18 protein-coding genes are annotated in these 15,203 nt (G+C 52.0%); all 18 read left to right on the top strand.

The genetic code is table 11. The features are described 5' to 3' along the window. Positions 1-109: 109 nt before the first annotated feature. The 18 genes from PTW35_RS10560 (at position 110) to PTW35_RS10475 (ending at position 15,095) form a co-directional block, all read left to right on the top strand. Positions 110-505: a hypothetical protein gene (locus tag PTW35_RS10560; RefSeq protein WP_281024950.1), complete on the top strand. Its 396-nt coding sequence runs from the start codon at positions 110-112 to the stop codon at positions 503-505. A gap of 396 nt (positions 506-901) precedes the next feature. After that, positions 902-1,252: an ethanolamine utilization microcompartment protein EutS gene (gene eutS, locus PTW35_RS10555; protein WP_039461521.1), complete on the top strand. Its 351-nt coding sequence runs from the start codon at positions 902-904 to the stop codon at positions 1,250-1,252. A gap of 1 nt (position 1,253) precedes the next feature. Next, a complete protein-coding gene (locus PTW35_RS10550; RefSeq protein ID WP_281024949.1) occupies positions 1,254-1,724 on the top strand; it encodes a EutP/PduV family microcompartment system protein in 471 nt (156 codons plus the stop codon). Between the two features lie 28 nt (positions 1,725-1,752). Continuing rightward, positions 1,753-2,478, top strand: coding sequence for an ethanolamine utilization acetate kinase EutQ (eutQ, locus tag PTW35_RS10545; protein ID WP_281024948.1), 726 nt, complete (start codon positions 1,753-1,755; stop codon positions 2,476-2,478). A gap of 2 nt (positions 2,479-2,480) precedes the next feature. Then, a complete protein-coding gene (gene eutT, locus PTW35_RS10540; RefSeq protein WP_281024947.1) occupies positions 2,481-3,317 on the top strand; it encodes an ethanolamine utilization cob(I)yrinic acid a,c-diamide adenosyltransferase EutT in 837 nt (278 codons plus the stop codon). Then, positions 3,304-4,281 (top strand): phosphate acetyltransferase, encoded by a 978-nt coding sequence (gene pta / locus PTW35_RS10535; RefSeq protein ID WP_281024946.1) that lies wholly within the window; start codon positions 3,304-3,306, stop codon positions 4,279-4,281. Before eutT ends, pta begins: the two co-directional genes overlap by 14 nt. Positions 4,282-4,312: 31 nt before the next feature. Further along, a complete protein-coding gene (gene eutM, locus PTW35_RS10530; protein WP_281024945.1) occupies positions 4,313-4,636 on the top strand; it encodes an ethanolamine utilization microcompartment protein EutM in 324 nt (107 codons plus the stop codon). Positions 4,637-4,651: 15 nt separating this feature from the next. Then, positions 4,652-4,927: an ethanolamine utilization microcompartment protein EutM gene (eutM, locus tag PTW35_RS10525; protein ID WP_039461512.1), complete on the top strand. Its 276-nt coding sequence runs from the start codon at positions 4,652-4,654 to the stop codon at positions 4,925-4,927. Positions 4,928-4,972: 45 nt separating this feature from the next. Beyond that, positions 4,973-5,269: a EutN/CcmL family microcompartment protein gene (locus PTW35_RS10520; protein ID WP_281024944.1), complete on the top strand. Its 297-nt coding sequence runs from the start codon at positions 4,973-4,975 to the stop codon at positions 5,267-5,269. Between the two features lie 24 nt (positions 5,270-5,293). Then, a complete protein-coding gene (locus tag PTW35_RS10515; RefSeq protein ID WP_281024943.1) occupies positions 5,294-6,703 on the top strand; it encodes an aldehyde dehydrogenase family protein in 1,410 nt (469 codons plus the stop codon). A gap of 2 nt (positions 6,704-6,705) precedes the next feature. Beyond that, complete coding sequence (gene eutJ / locus PTW35_RS10510) at positions 6,706-7,542, top strand: ethanolamine utilization protein EutJ (protein WP_281024942.1); 837 nt, start codon at positions 6,706-6,708, stop codon at positions 7,540-7,542. A gap of 3 nt (positions 7,543-7,545) precedes the next feature. Next, positions 7,546-8,784 (top strand): iron-containing alcohol dehydrogenase, encoded by a 1,239-nt coding sequence (locus PTW35_RS10505; protein ID WP_281024941.1) that lies wholly within the window; start codon positions 7,546-7,548, stop codon positions 8,782-8,784. Beyond that, positions 8,784-10,208: an ethanolamine ammonia-lyase reactivating factor EutA gene (locus PTW35_RS10500; protein WP_281024940.1), complete on the top strand. Its 1,425-nt coding sequence runs from the start codon at positions 8,784-8,786 to the stop codon at positions 10,206-10,208. The genes PTW35_RS10505 and PTW35_RS10500 overlap by 1 nt, the downstream gene beginning before the upstream one ends. Before the next feature lie 13 nt (positions 10,209-10,221). Beyond that, positions 10,222-11,586: an ethanolamine ammonia-lyase subunit EutB gene (locus tag PTW35_RS10495; protein WP_281024939.1), complete on the top strand. Its 1,365-nt coding sequence runs from the start codon at positions 10,222-10,224 to the stop codon at positions 11,584-11,586. A 13-nt stretch (positions 11,587-11,599) separates the two neighbouring features. Then, positions 11,600-12,487, top strand: a complete 888-nt coding sequence (eutC, locus tag PTW35_RS10490) for an ethanolamine ammonia-lyase subunit EutC (RefSeq protein ID WP_281024938.1) — start codon at positions 11,600-11,602, stop codon at positions 12,485-12,487. Positions 12,488-12,500: 13 nt separating this feature from the next. Beyond that, positions 12,501-13,157 (top strand): ethanolamine utilization microcompartment protein EutL, encoded by a 657-nt coding sequence (eutL, locus tag PTW35_RS10485; protein WP_281024937.1) that lies wholly within the window; start codon positions 12,501-12,503, stop codon positions 13,155-13,157. An 11-nt stretch (positions 13,158-13,168) separates the two neighbouring features. After that, on the top strand, positions 13,169-14,527 hold the full coding sequence (locus tag PTW35_RS10480) for a 4Fe-4S dicluster domain-containing protein (RefSeq protein ID WP_281024936.1): 1,359 nt from the start codon (positions 13,169-13,171) through the stop codon (positions 14,525-14,527). Positions 14,528-14,546: 19 nt separating this feature from the next. Next, positions 14,547-15,095 (top strand): BMC domain-containing protein, encoded by a 549-nt coding sequence (locus PTW35_RS10475; RefSeq protein WP_281024935.1) that lies wholly within the window; start codon positions 14,547-14,549, stop codon positions 15,093-15,095. The last annotated feature ends 108 nt before the right edge of the window (positions 15,096-15,203 follow it).

Here is a 15,203-nt window from a genome sequence, read left to right as displayed (position 1 = left end):
GACTATCGCGGATAGGCTTGATCGTGATCAGCGTCTGCATTATTGAAACTTGATAGCGCAAAAATACATGTGATAATTAGGCTAAAGATAATTATCAATGGATAAAGTCATGTCTACTGATCCGCGCCGCGAAGTGCGATTTGCCTACATTGCAAGCTTCCTTACTCCTCTGACGCTGATGGTTTCTGGCATTGTTGCCGTGATCTACTCGGCCTACAAGCTGAACAAGGGGACTGATGAGCTGAGCTATACCCATTATTACACCATCATCCGAACCTTTTTTTACTTCTTCACTTTTTTTGTTGTGCTAGGTGTTACCGCCGCGACAACAACAGGTATTGTTGCCGGGGCTGAGTATTGGGTATACAGCCCATTCTTGCACAAGGTGCTGCAGGTTATCCCTGTAGTTGGCCTGATCATTGCTGCACTGGCGATTGTGAAGTGGTTTATCCAGCATATCCAAGGTATGAAGTTGCTTAAAGCGAACCAGCCCATGGAGCTGTAGAATCGATAAATAAGTCATTGCTTAAAAGCCGATGTTTATGCATCGGCTTTTTTTATTGCGTTGGGACAAATAATACAAATAATTTTTAATTATTTTTTTTCGAAAAAATAAAGTCATCAAAAATTATCATTTTGATACTTATATTTTAATTGAAACATTATCGTCTGTTAATTTATGGTTGATAATGGTGTTGGTATTTTGTTGTCGATATTTATTCTTATTGTTTTTTTACGGCTTCATTAAATATAAAGTCATTATATTTGGTGATTGCGATCATGTTTTATTTACTACTTTAATAATTAATAAAAGCAAAAAAAAGATATGTGACAGATGTTTCATAAAAACTCCATGCGTAGGTGTAGATTGGATTAGTGTTTTTATACTAAGTATCCACTAATGTTAGATCTATCTTCTGGTAAAGAGCGGATTATTCAGGAGTTTGTTCCGGGCAAGCAGGTGACACTCGCTCACCTTGTAGCGAATCCTACTGAGGAATTGTGCGAGCGAGTTGGGGTGGAGAGTAAAGGTGCGATTGGGATTTTGACCCTTACGCCAGGCGAAACTTCAATTATTGCCGGTGATATTGCAACGAAATCTGCAAATGTAAATATTGGCTTTTTAGATCGTTTCTCAGGTGCTTTGGTTATCACTGGTAGTGTTGCATCGGTCGATGAAGCGCTTAAGACCGTTATTTCTGTACTAAACACCACCTTATCTTATAACACCTGTGAAATAACGCGGACATGATATGAATAACCAACAAATATCAGATATCGCCTTTATTGGTGAGGTGGATGCAGGTAAGTCGGCACTGATCAATAAGCTATTAAATACAGATACAAATACCGGGAAAACGCAGGCCGCTATTTTTTACCAAGGCAGCGTTATCGATACACCGGGAGAGTTTGTCGATAACCGATCGTGGAATGGTGCATTGCTTTCAACTATCTCGACGGTAAAAACCATCGTAGTCCTTCAGCCGGCGGATGCTAAACGTGTCAGCGCGCCGAGCGGTTTGTTACGGGTATACCCGAACAAGAATATTGTAGCGGTGGTCAGTAAGTCTGATGTTGAAGGTGCCGATTGTGACAGGGCAGAACGCTTGCTGAGGGGGGAGGGGATTACGGGGCCTTATTTTCGAACCTCAATCTACGATCTGTCTTCAATTGAGCATCTTCATGAGCATTTACTTTCTCTTCAGCCTGTAAGTGCTGTATGAGTCCATTTAATTTGCAAGGGAAGCGGTAATGAAACAGTTAATTTCTGCTGCAGATATACGTAAAGCGAAAGCGGATAAGAAGAGTTATCTGATCGTACCGGTAGCACAGTACATTATCACACCAGAAGCTCGTGATGTCGCCAATGTCGAGGGCATCGAGTTGCTGGATACCGAGCCAAGCCAACAATCAGTCACCTCCCAACCGGAAGTGCAAGCAGGCACCGATACCGGGCAGGCCTTACAGAACGTTGAGGCGGAATGCCCGCAACAACTGGCTGCCAAGATCCAGTCGGAGATTGAGTCGAAGCTATCTGGTGTCGACAGTGATCAAAGTGCACTAATCAAAGAGTTGATCAGTAAAGCATTACAAGACTTTGGGGTGCAAGCGCCGCCATCAGCCCGCCAAATCAATGATGATGGCATTGTGCTGGTCAGAGGGAGTGCGGTTCAGCTTGGCGAATTCGATGGGGCGCCTGGCAAGAATATCGGGCTTACTGATGTTATCGGAGCTCAGGACAACAGCAATATGGGGGTGGGCTATATGGGATGGGAGAACGCCTTCTTCCCATGGACCTTGTGTTACGACGAAGTCAATGTGGTATTGGAAGGCGAATTCCACGTTAAAACAGCCTCAGGTACCACCATTGGCCAGCCTGGCGATGTCATTTTTATTCCTAAGGGAAGCACGGTGGAATTCGGTACGCCGACCCACGTACGTTATGTCTACATTACTTACCCCGCTGAGTGGGCATAACCATGGATAGTCAAACCACGCCTGCATTTATAACAGAGGATTACCTTCGCCAGCATGTGGGACTGCGTGCTGGCGGTGAGATCTACCTGCCTGCAGGTACCCGTTTCACGCCATCGGCTCAGCAGATGATCACCGAGCGACAAATAACAGTGAAATGGCGTGATGAGAGCGGGCGGGTTTTTATCGGTGAGCAAGATGAGGCGAAAGCGTCAACCAAGCAGGTACACCCACTAAAAACCAATAACGCACGGCCAAAAAATGCGTGTGTGATGTGCGGTTCAGATATTGCCGATAAGCCTGCATTGATGACACACCTGAATGATCAGGTCTTGGTACCGAAAACCCATCCAAGAATTGCCCTGCGGGGCAAGCTTGATAGCTGTATTTGCTTTTGCGTCATGGCTCAGTGCGCGATGGAAAACCAACCGGAGATCCTTAGAGGTTTCATGGCGGATATTCGTTCTTACTTGGGGCAGTTACTGCAAGCTGAAGTAACCGAACAACCGCTACCGTTGCCAAGTTTGGGGGATTTTCAGGCTGATGAAGTGCATCGCTGGTCGCATAAGCCGTTGGCCTATCTCGGACATGATCACTTATTACCTGAAGTGAGCTACGGCCAACAGGTTGCACAATTGAATTACTTGCGCGCTCTAGTTCGTGAACTGGAGCTAATGGCCAGCCAGGTGTATCTCGACGACTGCATGCAGCTGAGCCGCAACGATATCGTAGCGGGATTGAATCGACTTTCAAGTGCGGTGTATGTGGTGATGATTTTGGTGCTTCAGTGTGAAAAAGGCCGTCGGGATATTCTCAAGGAGCTCGGCCATGAAGTTGCTTGAAACTTGCCGAGAAGCTTGTCGCCAGGCCCCGAAACGTATTGTCTTTCCCGATGCTGAGGATGTTCGCTTATTACATGCAGCCAATGAGATGAAACTGGCGGGACTGGCTGAGCCAATTTTGCTGGGCAATCCGTTCAAGCTACGCGATTTGGCCCATCGCAGCGGCATCGCCGTCCCTTGCCTGACCCTACTCTCGCCGGAGTCAGCGGGGTGTTTCGATGAAATGGTCGCTAGTTATGTGTCACGGCAGCGGAAACCCATAACCACTGAAGAAGCAGCAGCCAGACTCAAACAACCATTGGATTTCGCCATGATGATGGTGGCCCATGGCTATGCCGATGTGTGTATCGGCGGCAATCTATCGACGACGGGGGATGTAATACGAGCGGCGATACGCGGGGTAGGCATCGCCCCTGGCTCCAAAACGGTATCAAGCTTCTTCTTGATGTTGTCACCAGATGGTGAAGCGGTACATGCATTTTCCGATGCTGGTGTGATCCCCCTACCGACTGCAGAGCAATTGGCTGATATTGCGATCGATACTGCGGCGAACTTTGCCCATCTCACGGGGCAAATCCCACGAGTAGCGATGTTGTCATTTTCGACCAAGGGAAGTGCCGAACATCCAACGGTGAGCAAGGTGACCGAAGCAACAGAAATGGTTCGCCAGCGATGCCCGGATCTCATCATCGATGGCGAGGTGCAGTTTGATGCGGCAATAGTGCCAGCGGTCGCTGCGCAGAAAATGCCAGATAGCCCCCTTGAAGGGCAGGCAAATGTATTTATTTTTCCTTCGCTTAACGCTGGCAACATTGCCTACAAGGTGGCCCAGCGGCTAGGCGGATATATTGCGTTGGGGCCGATGCTGCAAGGCTTGGCCTCTCCGGTACATGACTTATCTCGCGGCTGCAGTGCGAACGATATCGTTGATATATCGGTGTTGGCCTCATGTCTGTGTCGATAACTTTAAACAAACAAATGTTGAGGAATAGCTAATGGAAGCGTTAGGCATTATTGAAACCAAGGGACTGACGGCATTGATCGAAGCGTCTGATGCGATGGTCAAAGCTGCTCGCGTGCAGTTGGTAGGCTACAAGCAAATTGGCTCGGGCATTGTTTCTGCGATGGTGCGAGGTGATGTGGCTGCGTGCAAAGCGGCAACCGATGCCGGCGCGGCAGCAGCGCAGCGTCTAGGTGAGGTGGTTGCAGTGCATGTGATCCCTCGCCCACATGGTGATCTGGAGGCGATCTTTCCGATCACGACCGAAGTAGAAGAAAAGCCGGCACCAGCATCGAAATCACGTACTGAAAGCAAATAATCCAAGGAGCAGTAAATGGACGCATTAGGAATTCTTGAAACCAAAGGGTTGACCGCACTGATAGAAGCATCGGATGCGATGGTCAAGGCTGCACGAGTCGAGCTAGTTGGCTATCAGCAAATCGGCTCTGGGTATGTTACCGCACTGATCCGTGGTGACGTGGCATCGTGCAAGGCGGCAACAGATGCTGGCTCTGTGGTGGCGCAGCGTCTGGGTGAGTTGGTGGCGGTTCACGTGATCCCTCGCCCTCATCAAGATCTAGAAAAAGTATTTCCGATCAAAGTGAAGTAATCATTCTCCCTCGCAATGGGGGGGAGACACATTAGAGGAGTTCGTATGCGCGTCGCGAGAGTGATAGGCCATGTGATTGCCACTGTACGCAGTCAACACATGCGGATGGATAAGCTCTGCCTGGTGGAATTTGTCGATAAGCAGGGTAACGGCATGGGTGACATCCATATTGCGATGGATCAGCTTGGAGCGGGCGAAGACGAGTGGGTGATGGTGGTCTCGGGCAGTTCTGCCCGGGCTGCTTACGGTGATTTGCAAACTGGATCGCCAGTGGATCTCTGCGTAGTGGGGATCATTGATGAAGTCACTGCGTCACGCGAACAGCTTTATCGGAAAATTTAACATGTTGCATGGAGTAGATTCATTATGGATCAGCAGCAAATAGAAGAAATTGTCAGACGTGTTGTCATGCAACTAGACATAGTCGATGCCGGCACGCCTTCTGGCTGCGAAGCTGGTGACTACGGGATTTATCCGACGCTGGATGGCGCGGTTGCTGCGGCAAAGCAAGCCCAGAAGCAAATTCATTCATTGGCCTTACGTGACGAGATAATCCTTGCTATACGCCGTATGGCCAAAAAGCACGCCGAAGAACTTTCGACCTTGGCGGTAGAGGAAACGGGCTTTGGTCGTGTCTCAGATAAAATTGCCAAGCACCTGCTGGTTGCCCAGCGTACCCCGGGCACAGAAATTCTGGCCCCGCAGGCGGTATCTGGTGATGCGGGTATGAGCCTGATGGAAAATGCGCCGTGGGGCGTCATTGCATCGGTGACACCGAGCACTAACCCTTCCTGCACCGTCATCAACAATGCGATCAGCATGATTGCTGCAGGGAATGCCGTGGTATTTGCCCCGCACCCAGCTGCCAAGAAAGTTTCCCAATATGCTATTCAGCTAGTCAATAAGGCCAGCGAAAGTGTTGGTGGCCCAGCAAATATCTGCACCACAGTTGCAACGCCATCGTTGGAAAATGCGCAAGCTTTGTTCTGTTACCCGGGGATTGGCCTGTTGGTGGTGACAGGCGGTGACGCCGTGGTGGAAGCCGCGCGTAAAGTGACGGACAAGCGCTTGATTGCCGCTGGGCCGGGGAACCCGCCTGTCGTGGTAGATGAAACGGCCGACCTGCAACGTGCGGCTATCTCTATCGTGCAGGGGGCATCATTTGACAACAATATCGTCTGCGCCACGGAGAAAGAAATCATTGCAGTCGAGTCGATAGCTGATGAGCTGAAAGCCTGTATGTGCCAACACGGTGCCTATGAGTTAACGCCAGCTCAGGCTGAGTCAGTTGCAAGAGTGGTGCTTAGAGGCTATCCGGGTGATAACCCGTCGGCAGATCCAAAATGGGTCGGACGTGATGCGGCAAAAATTGCCGCTGCTGCAGATATCAAGGTTCCCAGCGAGACCCGGCTCTTGGTTTTTGACGCACCGAAAGATCATGTCTTTGCCACTACCGAGCAAATGATGCCGATCCTTCCGCTGATCAGGGCGAAGCATGTTGATCAAGCGATTGACTGGGCGGTGGAGCTGGAAAACGGCAATCGTCATACGGCTGCCATCCATTCGAAGAACATCGACGTCCTGACCCGTATGGCATTTGAAATGGACTGCAGTTTGCTCGCCAAGAACGGGCCTGCAATCGCTGCCATTGGTGCGGGTGGCGAGGGATGGACAACCATGACCATTTCGACACCAACCGGTGAAGGGGTGACCAATGCGCTGACCTTCACCCGTAAGCGCCGGTGCACGGCTGTCGATGCCTTCAGGATTGTGTAGCTATGACTAGTTTGCTCGAACAAGTTAACCAGCACCTTTTGCTTATCGATGAATTGGTGAACGATGAGTCACCGATTGCGGCACCAGAGCAATGGTATGTCGGGATTGATTTGGGGACCGCCGATATCCAAACCGTTGTGGTGGATGGCTGCGGGGTACCCATTGCGGCCTTCCTTGATTGGGCGGATGTCGTGCGCGATGGGGTCGTGGTCGATTATGTCGGTGCTTGCCGCATAGCGCGTGAGCAGTTGCGTAAAGTGGAACAAAAGCTCGGTGTGAGCGTCGAGCATGCCATTACTTCCTATCCGCCGGGAACCGATCCGCGTATTTCCATCAATGTGGTGGAATCAGCAGGGGTGTTGGTTAGCCATGTGATTGACGAGCCAAGCAGTGTTGCCGAGTTACTACAGATTCAACAAGGTGCGGTGATTGATGTGGGGGGCGGGACCACCGGGACTGCCATTATTGCCGGCGGTGAATTAGTGACATCTTTGGACGAGCCATCGGGCGGCCGCCATGTCAGCTTGACCATTGCTGGCGGGCTTAGGGTGGATATGGATGAGGCCGAGCAACAAAAGCGGCGCAGCCATGAAGATCCCATGATTGCTGCGATGGCCAAGCCGGTGATTGAAAAAATGGCCGATATTGTTGCTGGCCATATAGCGGGGCACCAACCTGCAGCTATGTACCTCACGGGCGGCGGCACCCTGATTGCGGGATTCAGTGATATTTTCCGCAAGTCATTTCCTGCTACCAATGTGGTTGAGTTTTCACGAGCCCTCTATCTAACACCCTTGGCAATCGCGAGCTATGGCTTGAGGTTGGCAGGCAAGGAGTAAGCGATGAATGTGTCACAAGCTGATATTGCTTCGATAGTCCAGCAAACGCTAACTCAATTCAGGCCGCACCGCGGTTTCACTTTTCGCTCTCCGGCCGTCACCGTAACAGGTGGCCATTGCGTCAACCAATTGGGGGAGGTGTTGAAGGAGTTGGGCGCGACCAAGGTGCTTTTGGTTGCCGACAAGCAGGTTCACCAACTTGGCCTAACCGCGAGTTGTGAAGCGGCAATAGCGTTGTCAGGGCTTGAGCTTACGCTATTTACCGATATTGCCGGCGAGCCGGACTCAGATTGTATTAAGGCTGGTAGCGAAACGCTTAGTCGCTGCGGTGCCGACTTTGTCCTCGGAGTGGGCGGTGGCTCGGCGCTGGATGCCGCGAAAGCCATTGCTGTGCTGGGGGACTATGCCGGAAAACTGACTGATTTTCGAGTCGGCGGTATCGCCTCACGTCGTGTCGGGCTAGGAGCGATTCCTACCACCGCAGGTACCGGATCCGAGGTTACTGATATTACAGTGATCAAGGATTTGGCTCAGGGCATCAAAGTGCCAGTGAAGGGGCCGGCATTAGTGCCTGATATGGCGCTTATCGATCCGGCCTTGATGCTTGGAGTGCCCGCCGGGATCACTGCCGCCACGGGGATTGATGCTCTTACCCATGCTATCGAAGCGTACATCTCGCGCCATTCTAACCCGTTATCGAAAGCCTATGCCTACCACGCGATTGAGGCGATTGGAAAAGCCCTGCCGATTGCCGTTGGCTATGGCCAGGACATTGATAAACGTTACGACATGGCGGTAGCCGCGTACAAGGCTGGCCTGGCATTCAGCAATGCCGGGTTAGGGCTAACCCATGCTATCTCGCATCAGATTGGGGCTCGTTATCACCTGGCCCACGGCGTGGCCAACGCTATCTTGCTGCCTTATGTCATGGCATTCAACGCGCTTAGTTGCGAAGCCGAGCTGGCTGAAGTGGCGAACGCGCTAGGTGTGGGGCGAGAATCAATGACATCGCGAGAGCGTTGCCGGGCAGCCGTGCATGCCGTACGTCAATTGGTCATGGATTTAGGCTTACCGACCTCGCTGGCCGACGTTGATATTGCCAAGCGAGATATTCCTTTGCTGGCTGAGCAGGCGATGAAGGATATCTGCCTGCAAGGAAATCCTCGCGATGTTAGCCCGGGCCAAGTAGCCAGTCTTTTACAGCAGATGTTAGCTGGCACTCTGCCGGAAGGGTATTGTTGATGGACAGGAAAGTCATTCATAGCGTCGGTATTGATATTGGCACGACGACGACGCAGGTTATTTTTTCCAACCTGACGGTGGTTAACCGAGCTCCGGCGTCGCAAGTGCCCGTGTATGAGTTCATCGAACGTGAAATTGTTTATCAGAGCCCGGTGTCTTTTACGCCAATCAACCGCGAAGGCACCATTGATGCCGCTCGGTTGCAACAGTTTATAGAACAGCAAATCGAGTTGGCCGGCTTGGCCGAGAAGGTTGAGACCGGGGCAATCATTATTACCGGTGAAACGGCGAAGGCGATTAACGCCCGTGATGCCATTATGGCGTTGTCCCAAAGGCTGGGGGACTTCGTGGTTGCGACGGCAGGGCCGAATCTTGAATCTGTTATTGCCGGGCGAGGTAGTGGCGCGCAGGAGCTGGCACAGAACGGTCACCTGAAAGTGATGAATATCGACATTGGTGGCGGTACCTCCAATTATGTCGTGTTCGATTGTGGCCGAGTGGTCGAAACCGCCTGCCTCAATATTGGCGGTCGTCTGGTGGAGTTAAACGACAACGGTGATGTGGTATATGTCCACAAGCCAGCCATTGCCGTAATGCAGGATCTCTTTGGTGAGGCGTTGCATCCACGCCAGATCACCGCTGATCATCTCAAGCGTATGGTTGAACGCATGGCCGACTTGATTGTTGAGGTAATGGAAGGGCAGCTTTCCCCCTTGGCTGTACAGCTACTGCAAACCTCGGCGCTTAGAGAACATCAGGATTTAGATGCCGTATTTCTTAGTGGCGGTGTCGGGGAGTGTTACTACCAGTCAGACAGCGAGGGACTGGCGGCAGGTTTTGGCGACGTCGGGCCAAGTTTGGCACTCTCGCTGCTTCGTCATGGCCGGCTGGCGAATTATCCAGTGCGCCGGCCCAATCAGACACTGCGAGCCACGGTGATTGGTGCCGGCGCTTATTCGTTGACTTTATCGGGCTCGACAATCTGGCTGAACTCGGACGAGCTGCCTCTCAAGAATATCCCGGTTGTTCATCCCGCCGTGGATTGGATGCAGCCGCGGCCGTCGATATGCGATGAGATTGTCATTGCTGCCGAGAGGATGGATCTTGCCCTCGGTTGCGACCGCTACGCGATAGCCCTCGATCGTGGTATGCCTGTGCGCTACCAAGCCGTGCAGCACGTGGCAGAGGAGCTAGCCCGTTTCTTCCAACATCATGGTAATCATCAAGATCCAGCGTTGGTCATTGTCCACAACGATATCGGTAAGGCCGTAGGAATGGAGCTACAGCCCAAACTGCAACCGCAGCCCGTCAGTGTCATTGACGAAGTGATCACCCATGAAGGTGACTATATCGATATCGGCAACAGTTACTTCGGCGGGGAGATTGTGCCCTTAACTGTGAAATCTCTCGCCTTCCCGTCTTAAAAGGAGTTGTTACATGAAGTTAAAAACCCACCTGTTTGGCCAAACATACCAATTCAGGGATGTGAAAGATGTACTTGCTAAAGCTTCGGACCTTCGCTCCGGCGATATTCTGGCGGGAGTAGCGGCACACACTGCGCAGGAGCGAGTTGCTGCCAAGCATGTATTGTCGGAAATGACGCTAAAAGATCTGCGCGAGAATCCGGTGGTCAGCTATGAGAGCGACATGATCACCCGCATCAACCAAGACAGCCTGAACCGTACCATGTTCGAGAAAATTCAGAACTGGTCGGTGAGCGAGCTTCGCGAGTATGTGTTGAGTGACGATATCAGCAACGAAGATATGCAGCGCCTTCGCAAGGGCCTCACGGCTGAAATGGTGTCGGCAGTTGGCAAGCTGTGCTCGAACGGTGACCTGATGTACGGTGCCAGCAAGATGCCAGTCATTACCAAGGCTAATGCCACTGTTGGTTTGCCGGGGCACTTTAGCTGCCGTTTGCAGCCAAATGATACCCGAGACAATATCAACTCTATCTTGGCGCAGACCTACGAAGGCTTAACTTATGGCTGCGGTGATGCGGTGATCGGCATCAACCCCGTGACTGACAGCGTCGAAAACACCACGCAGATGCTCAACGCCATCCAAGACGTGATCACCAAGTGGGATATTCCTACCCAGCCATGTGTGCTCGCCCACATCAGTACCCAAATGGAAGCCGTACGCCGTGGTGCGCCGGGTGGCTTGTTGTTCCAAAGTATCGCGGGGTCGGAAAAAGGCCTGGCTGAGTTTGGGGTCAGCGTCGAGATGCTCGATGAAGCCTATGAGATCGGTAAGCAGTATTGCAACCTGGCCGGCGAGAACATGATGTATTTTGAGACCGGCCAGGGGTCAGAGCTTTCTGCCAACGCTCACCATGGCGCCGACCAGATGACGATGGAAGCGCGTTGTTATGCGCTAGCCCAGCGCTACAATCCGCACCTGGTGAATACCGTGGTCGGGTTCATTGGTCCTGAGTATCTCTACAACCACCAGCAGATTATTCGGGCCGGTTTGGAAGATCATTTTATGGGTAAGCTGTCGGGTATTCCTATGGGGTGTGATGCTTGTTACACCAACCACGCCGACACCGACCAGAATTCCAATGAAAACCTCGTCACCTTGCTAGCCGCCGCCGGGGTTAACTTTGTGATTGGTATGCCGCTTGGTGACGACATCATGCTGAATTACCAAACCACTTCATTCCATGATACCGCCACTGTGCGACAGCTGCTGAAGTTGCGTCCGGCACCGGAGTTTGAAGCCTGGATGGAAACCATGGGGCTTATGGAAAATGGCCGCTTAACCCGCAAGGCGGGCGACCCATCAATCTTCTTCAAATAAGGGGTAGCTAGGAATGAACGAACAAAAGATTCAGGATATCGTCGCCACCGTGCTTGCACAGTTAGGTGAAACAAACGTGACGCCGTCAGCGGTGACTAAGGTGGTTGACGCGAAGATCTCACAACTGAGTGCCAACCACGAGTCATTGCCCGATCTTGGTGATAAATGCTTCAAGAAGTGGAACGGTATTACCAATGCCGCCGATAGCAAAGTGGTTGATGACTTGATGTCTCAGACCGATGCAAGGGTAGGGACGGGGCGCACAGGCCCACGGCCAAGAACAACAGCGCTGCTGCGTTTCCTTGCTGACCATTCTCGCTCCAAGGATACGGTGATCAAAAACGTTGAATCTTCATGGCTACAAGAGCGCAACCTGATGGAAGTTCAGTCTTGCGCGGTAGATAAGGACCAGTACCTGACTCGCCCCGATCTAGGCCGCAAACTCAACGATGATGCCAAGATGCTGATTCGAGACAACTGCAAGAAATCGCCGCAGGTACAGGTTGTCCTTTCCGATGGCCTGAGCTTGGATGCGGTAACCGTGAACCATGATGAAATTCTGCCGCCACTGCTTAACGGATTAAAGAATGCAGGCCTGGATGTCGGTACGCCTTTCTTCCTGCGTTATGGCCGCGTAAAGGCACAAGACGAGATCGGCATGCTGCTAGATGCCGAGGTTAACCTGTTGTTGATTGGTGAGCGTCCGGGGCTTGGACAGTCAGAATCATTGAGCTGCTACGCCATCTATAAACCAACAGAAAACACCGTTGAGTCGGACCGAACCGTGATTTCGAACATACACGCGGGTGGCACACCGCCGGTTGAAGCGGCGGCGGTCATTGTCGACTTGGTGAAAACCATGCTGGCGCAAAAAGCCAGTGGTATTAACTTGAAGCGCTAAGAAGGAACAAAGCATGGCAATTTTAGACAAAATCCAACCTGCTGTTTTGGCAACCCGTGTGATTGCATCGGTCGATCCTGTGTATAAGGAAAAAATGGGGCTGGAACCCCACCATAACAGCATCGGGATGATCACGGCTGATTGCGATGACGTGACCTATTGTGCGCTGGATGAAGCGACGAAGGCCGCAAATGTAGATGTCGTCTATGCCCGCTCGTTCTATGCCGGGGCGGCCCACTCATCTGGCCCAACGTCAGGTGAGGTGATTGGGATTTTGGCCGGCGCTTGCCCGGCAGACGTCATTGCCGGTCTTGAGCGTGCCAAAGCTTTCATCGAAGACGAAGCGGCATTCCAATGTGCTGACGACAATGGCGACATTGCCTTCTTCGCCCACTTGGTTTCTTCGACGGGGAGCTACTTGTCAGCAGAAGCGGGGGTGGAGCAAGGAGAGGCCTTGGCTTATCTGATTGCCCCGCCGTTAGAGGCGATGTTTGCCCTTGATGCCGCATTGAAAGCTGCGGATGTTCGCTTGGTTAATCTATTTGCTCCACCGTCAGAAACTAACTTTGGTGGCGGTCATTTGGCAGGCTCGCAAGCGGCTTGTCGTGCCGCGTGCGAGGCATTTCAGGCAGCCGTGCTTGAAGTTGCCCGTAACCCAATAGCGAACTAGGCGAGGTGGATGTGGAACCGTTATTGAAACTGGTTCAGCAAGCAGGGGTAGTCGGGGCCGGTGGCGCTGGCTTCCCAACTTACGTCAAGCTTGATTGTCAGGTTGATCTGGTACTGGCAAATGGTGCCGAGTGCGAACCGCTGCTCTATAAGGACCAAGTCCTGATGCAGCAGTGGAGCCATGAGCTTTGCGGCGGTATGTTGTTGGCCATGAAGCAAGTGGGGGCATCACGTGGGGTCATCGGTATTAAGAAAAAGAATACCGACACCATTGCTGTGCTACAGGCTCTGCTGCCTGAAAATATCGAACTGCTGCTGATGGATGATGTTTATCCGGCTGGCGATGAAGTGGAGCTGGTTTTCCATGCGACGGGTCTGCGGATCCCGGCTGGTGGGTTGCCAAAAGATATCGGGGTGCTGGTCAACAACATCGAATCTTTCATTAATGTTTTCCGGGCAGCTAATGGCCAACCTGTAACAGACACCATGGTCACGGTCCACGGTGAGGTCGTGGCACCGTATTCGGCATGGCTACCTATAGGTATGACATACCGTGAGGCCATTGAGTTTGCCGGTGGCATGACCGCGAAGGACTGTATTGTCGTTGAAGGCGGGCCAATGATGGGGTCGGTAACTACTGATCTCGACAAGCCCATTACCAAGGTATCGAGTGGTTTGCTGGTATTACCGAGGACCTCACGCATAGCCCGTATCAAGCTGCGCAGCGAGGCAGATCTGCGCCGTATCGGCAAAGCCGCCTGTGATCAGTGCAGCCTGTGTACGTCGATGTGTCCCCGTAACTTACTGGGCTATCCGATCAAGCCGCATCTTGCCATGCGCTCGCTGCAAGTTTCCGGTAGCAGTAACTTGAGCTACGCACTGGCTGCGCAGGCATGTTGTGAGTGTAACCTCTGTACTATGTGGTCGTGTCCCGAGGGGCTTGATCCTAGCCGGGTTTGTGCGACGACGAAAAGGGCGTTGCGCGAGCGACAGCAGTGGCAATCGCCAGCAGAACTTCAGGCGCAAACCACAGAGGTTCACCCATTGCGCGAATACCGTGGTGTGCCGACCAAGCGACTAGCCCGCCGGCTTGAACTCACGGAATACATGGTCAAAAAAGCCACTTTCCATGACTTTGACGTCACTCCCGAAAAGGTGGCCATCCCGCTGGCCCAGCATATCGGCCTGCCAGCCCAAGCCATTGTCAAAGAGGGAGAAACGGTTACCAAAGGGCAGATTGTTGGTCAACCCGCCGAAGGCGGATTGAGTACCGCTGTCCATGCCAGTATCTCGGGTATTGTCACTGCTGTGGGTGATTCAGTAGTAATCCAGCATCAAGCAACAGCCGAGTCGGCGGCTTTGTGCAATTAGACATAGATTGGAATAGTAAATGGTAAATGCAATTGGCTGTATTGAACTGAACTCGATAGCGCGTGGTTACTTGGTTGCTGATGCCATGCTCAAGTCGGCAAATGTTGAGATCCTGTTTAACCGGACGATTTGCCCCGGCAAATTCATGGTGATGGTCAGCGGGGATGTGGCTGCAATCAACGCCGCGGTTGAGACCGGGTTGCGGGTTGGTGGCGGAGAAGTGGTTGATGATTTAATCATCGCCAATGTTCACCAGGACGTGTTTCCAGCCATTGCAGGCACGCGTGTGGTAGAACACACCGCGGCATTGGGGATTGTCGAGACCTTTTCTGTCGCCGCTATTGTGGAAGCTGCGGATGCAGCTGTGAAAGCAGCAAATATAGAGCTGTTGGAAGTCCATATGGCAATGGCTATTGGCGGCAAGGGCTTTGTCACTCTGACCGGTGATGTAGCGGCGGTACAGGCTGCTGTCGAAGCGGCAGCCGATAGAATTAGAGGCAAAGGTGTATTGGTCGACAAGGTCGTCATTGCTCAACCTCGTAAAGAAATCTTAGAAGGAAAAGTATAAATCAGCGAGACACCAATCCGTGCACCGTTGAGGGTTGTTATCCAGACTTCGCATACTGTTGGTTGCTGTTGAAAACAGTTGTTACTGAACCGCTCGCTTTATTGTCTG

It is taken from the genome of Photobacterium sp. DA100 (genome assembly GCF_029223585.1).
Classification (GTDB): domain Bacteria; phylum Pseudomonadota; class Gammaproteobacteria; order Enterobacterales; family Vibrionaceae; genus Photobacterium.
This window is presented reverse-complemented; position numbering and strand designations above follow the sequence as displayed.

What these genes read in the sequence shown, in the direction of transcription:
- PTW35_RS10560 (WP_281024950.1), top strand. Translation starts at nt 110, where the DNA reads ATGTCTACTGATCCGCGCCGCGAAGTGCGATTTGCCTACATTGCAAGC.
- eutS (WP_039461521.1), top strand. Translation starts at nt 902, where the DNA reads ATGTTAGATCTATCTTCTGGTAAAGAGCGGATTATTCAGGAGTTTGTT.
- PTW35_RS10550 (WP_281024949.1), top strand. Translation starts at nt 1,254, where the DNA reads ATGAATAACCAACAAATATCAGATATCGCCTTTATTGGTGAGGTGGAT.
- eutQ (WP_281024948.1), top strand. Translation starts at nt 1,753, where the DNA reads ATGAAACAGTTAATTTCTGCTGCAGATATACGTAAAGCGAAAGCGGAT.
- eutT (WP_281024947.1), top strand. Translation starts at nt 2,481, where the DNA reads ATGGATAGTCAAACCACGCCTGCATTTATAACAGAGGATTACCTTCGC.
- pta (WP_281024946.1), top strand. Translation starts at nt 3,304, where the DNA reads ATGAAGTTGCTTGAAACTTGCCGAGAAGCTTGTCGCCAGGCCCCGAAA.
- eutM (WP_281024945.1), top strand. Translation starts at nt 4,313, where the DNA reads ATGGAAGCGTTAGGCATTATTGAAACCAAGGGACTGACGGCATTGATC.
- eutM (WP_039461512.1), top strand. Translation starts at nt 4,652, where the DNA reads ATGGACGCATTAGGAATTCTTGAAACCAAAGGGTTGACCGCACTGATA.
- PTW35_RS10520 (WP_281024944.1), top strand. Translation starts at nt 4,973, where the DNA reads ATGCGCGTCGCGAGAGTGATAGGCCATGTGATTGCCACTGTACGCAGT.
- PTW35_RS10515 (WP_281024943.1), top strand. Translation starts at nt 5,294, where the DNA reads ATGGATCAGCAGCAAATAGAAGAAATTGTCAGACGTGTTGTCATGCAA.
- eutJ (WP_281024942.1), top strand. Translation starts at nt 6,706, where the DNA reads ATGACTAGTTTGCTCGAACAAGTTAACCAGCACCTTTTGCTTATCGAT.
- PTW35_RS10505 (WP_281024941.1), top strand. Translation starts at nt 7,546, where the DNA reads ATGAATGTGTCACAAGCTGATATTGCTTCGATAGTCCAGCAAACGCTA.
- PTW35_RS10500 (WP_281024940.1), top strand. Translation starts at nt 8,784, where the DNA reads ATGGACAGGAAAGTCATTCATAGCGTCGGTATTGATATTGGCACGACG.
- PTW35_RS10495 (WP_281024939.1), top strand. Translation starts at nt 10,222, where the DNA reads ATGAAGTTAAAAACCCACCTGTTTGGCCAAACATACCAATTCAGGGAT.
- eutC (WP_281024938.1), top strand. Translation starts at nt 11,600, where the DNA reads ATGAACGAACAAAAGATTCAGGATATCGTCGCCACCGTGCTTGCACAG.
- eutL (WP_281024937.1), top strand. Translation starts at nt 12,501, where the DNA reads ATGGCAATTTTAGACAAAATCCAACCTGCTGTTTTGGCAACCCGTGTG.
- PTW35_RS10475 (WP_281024935.1), top strand. Translation starts at nt 14,547, where the DNA reads ATGGTAAATGCAATTGGCTGTATTGAACTGAACTCGATAGCGCGTGGT.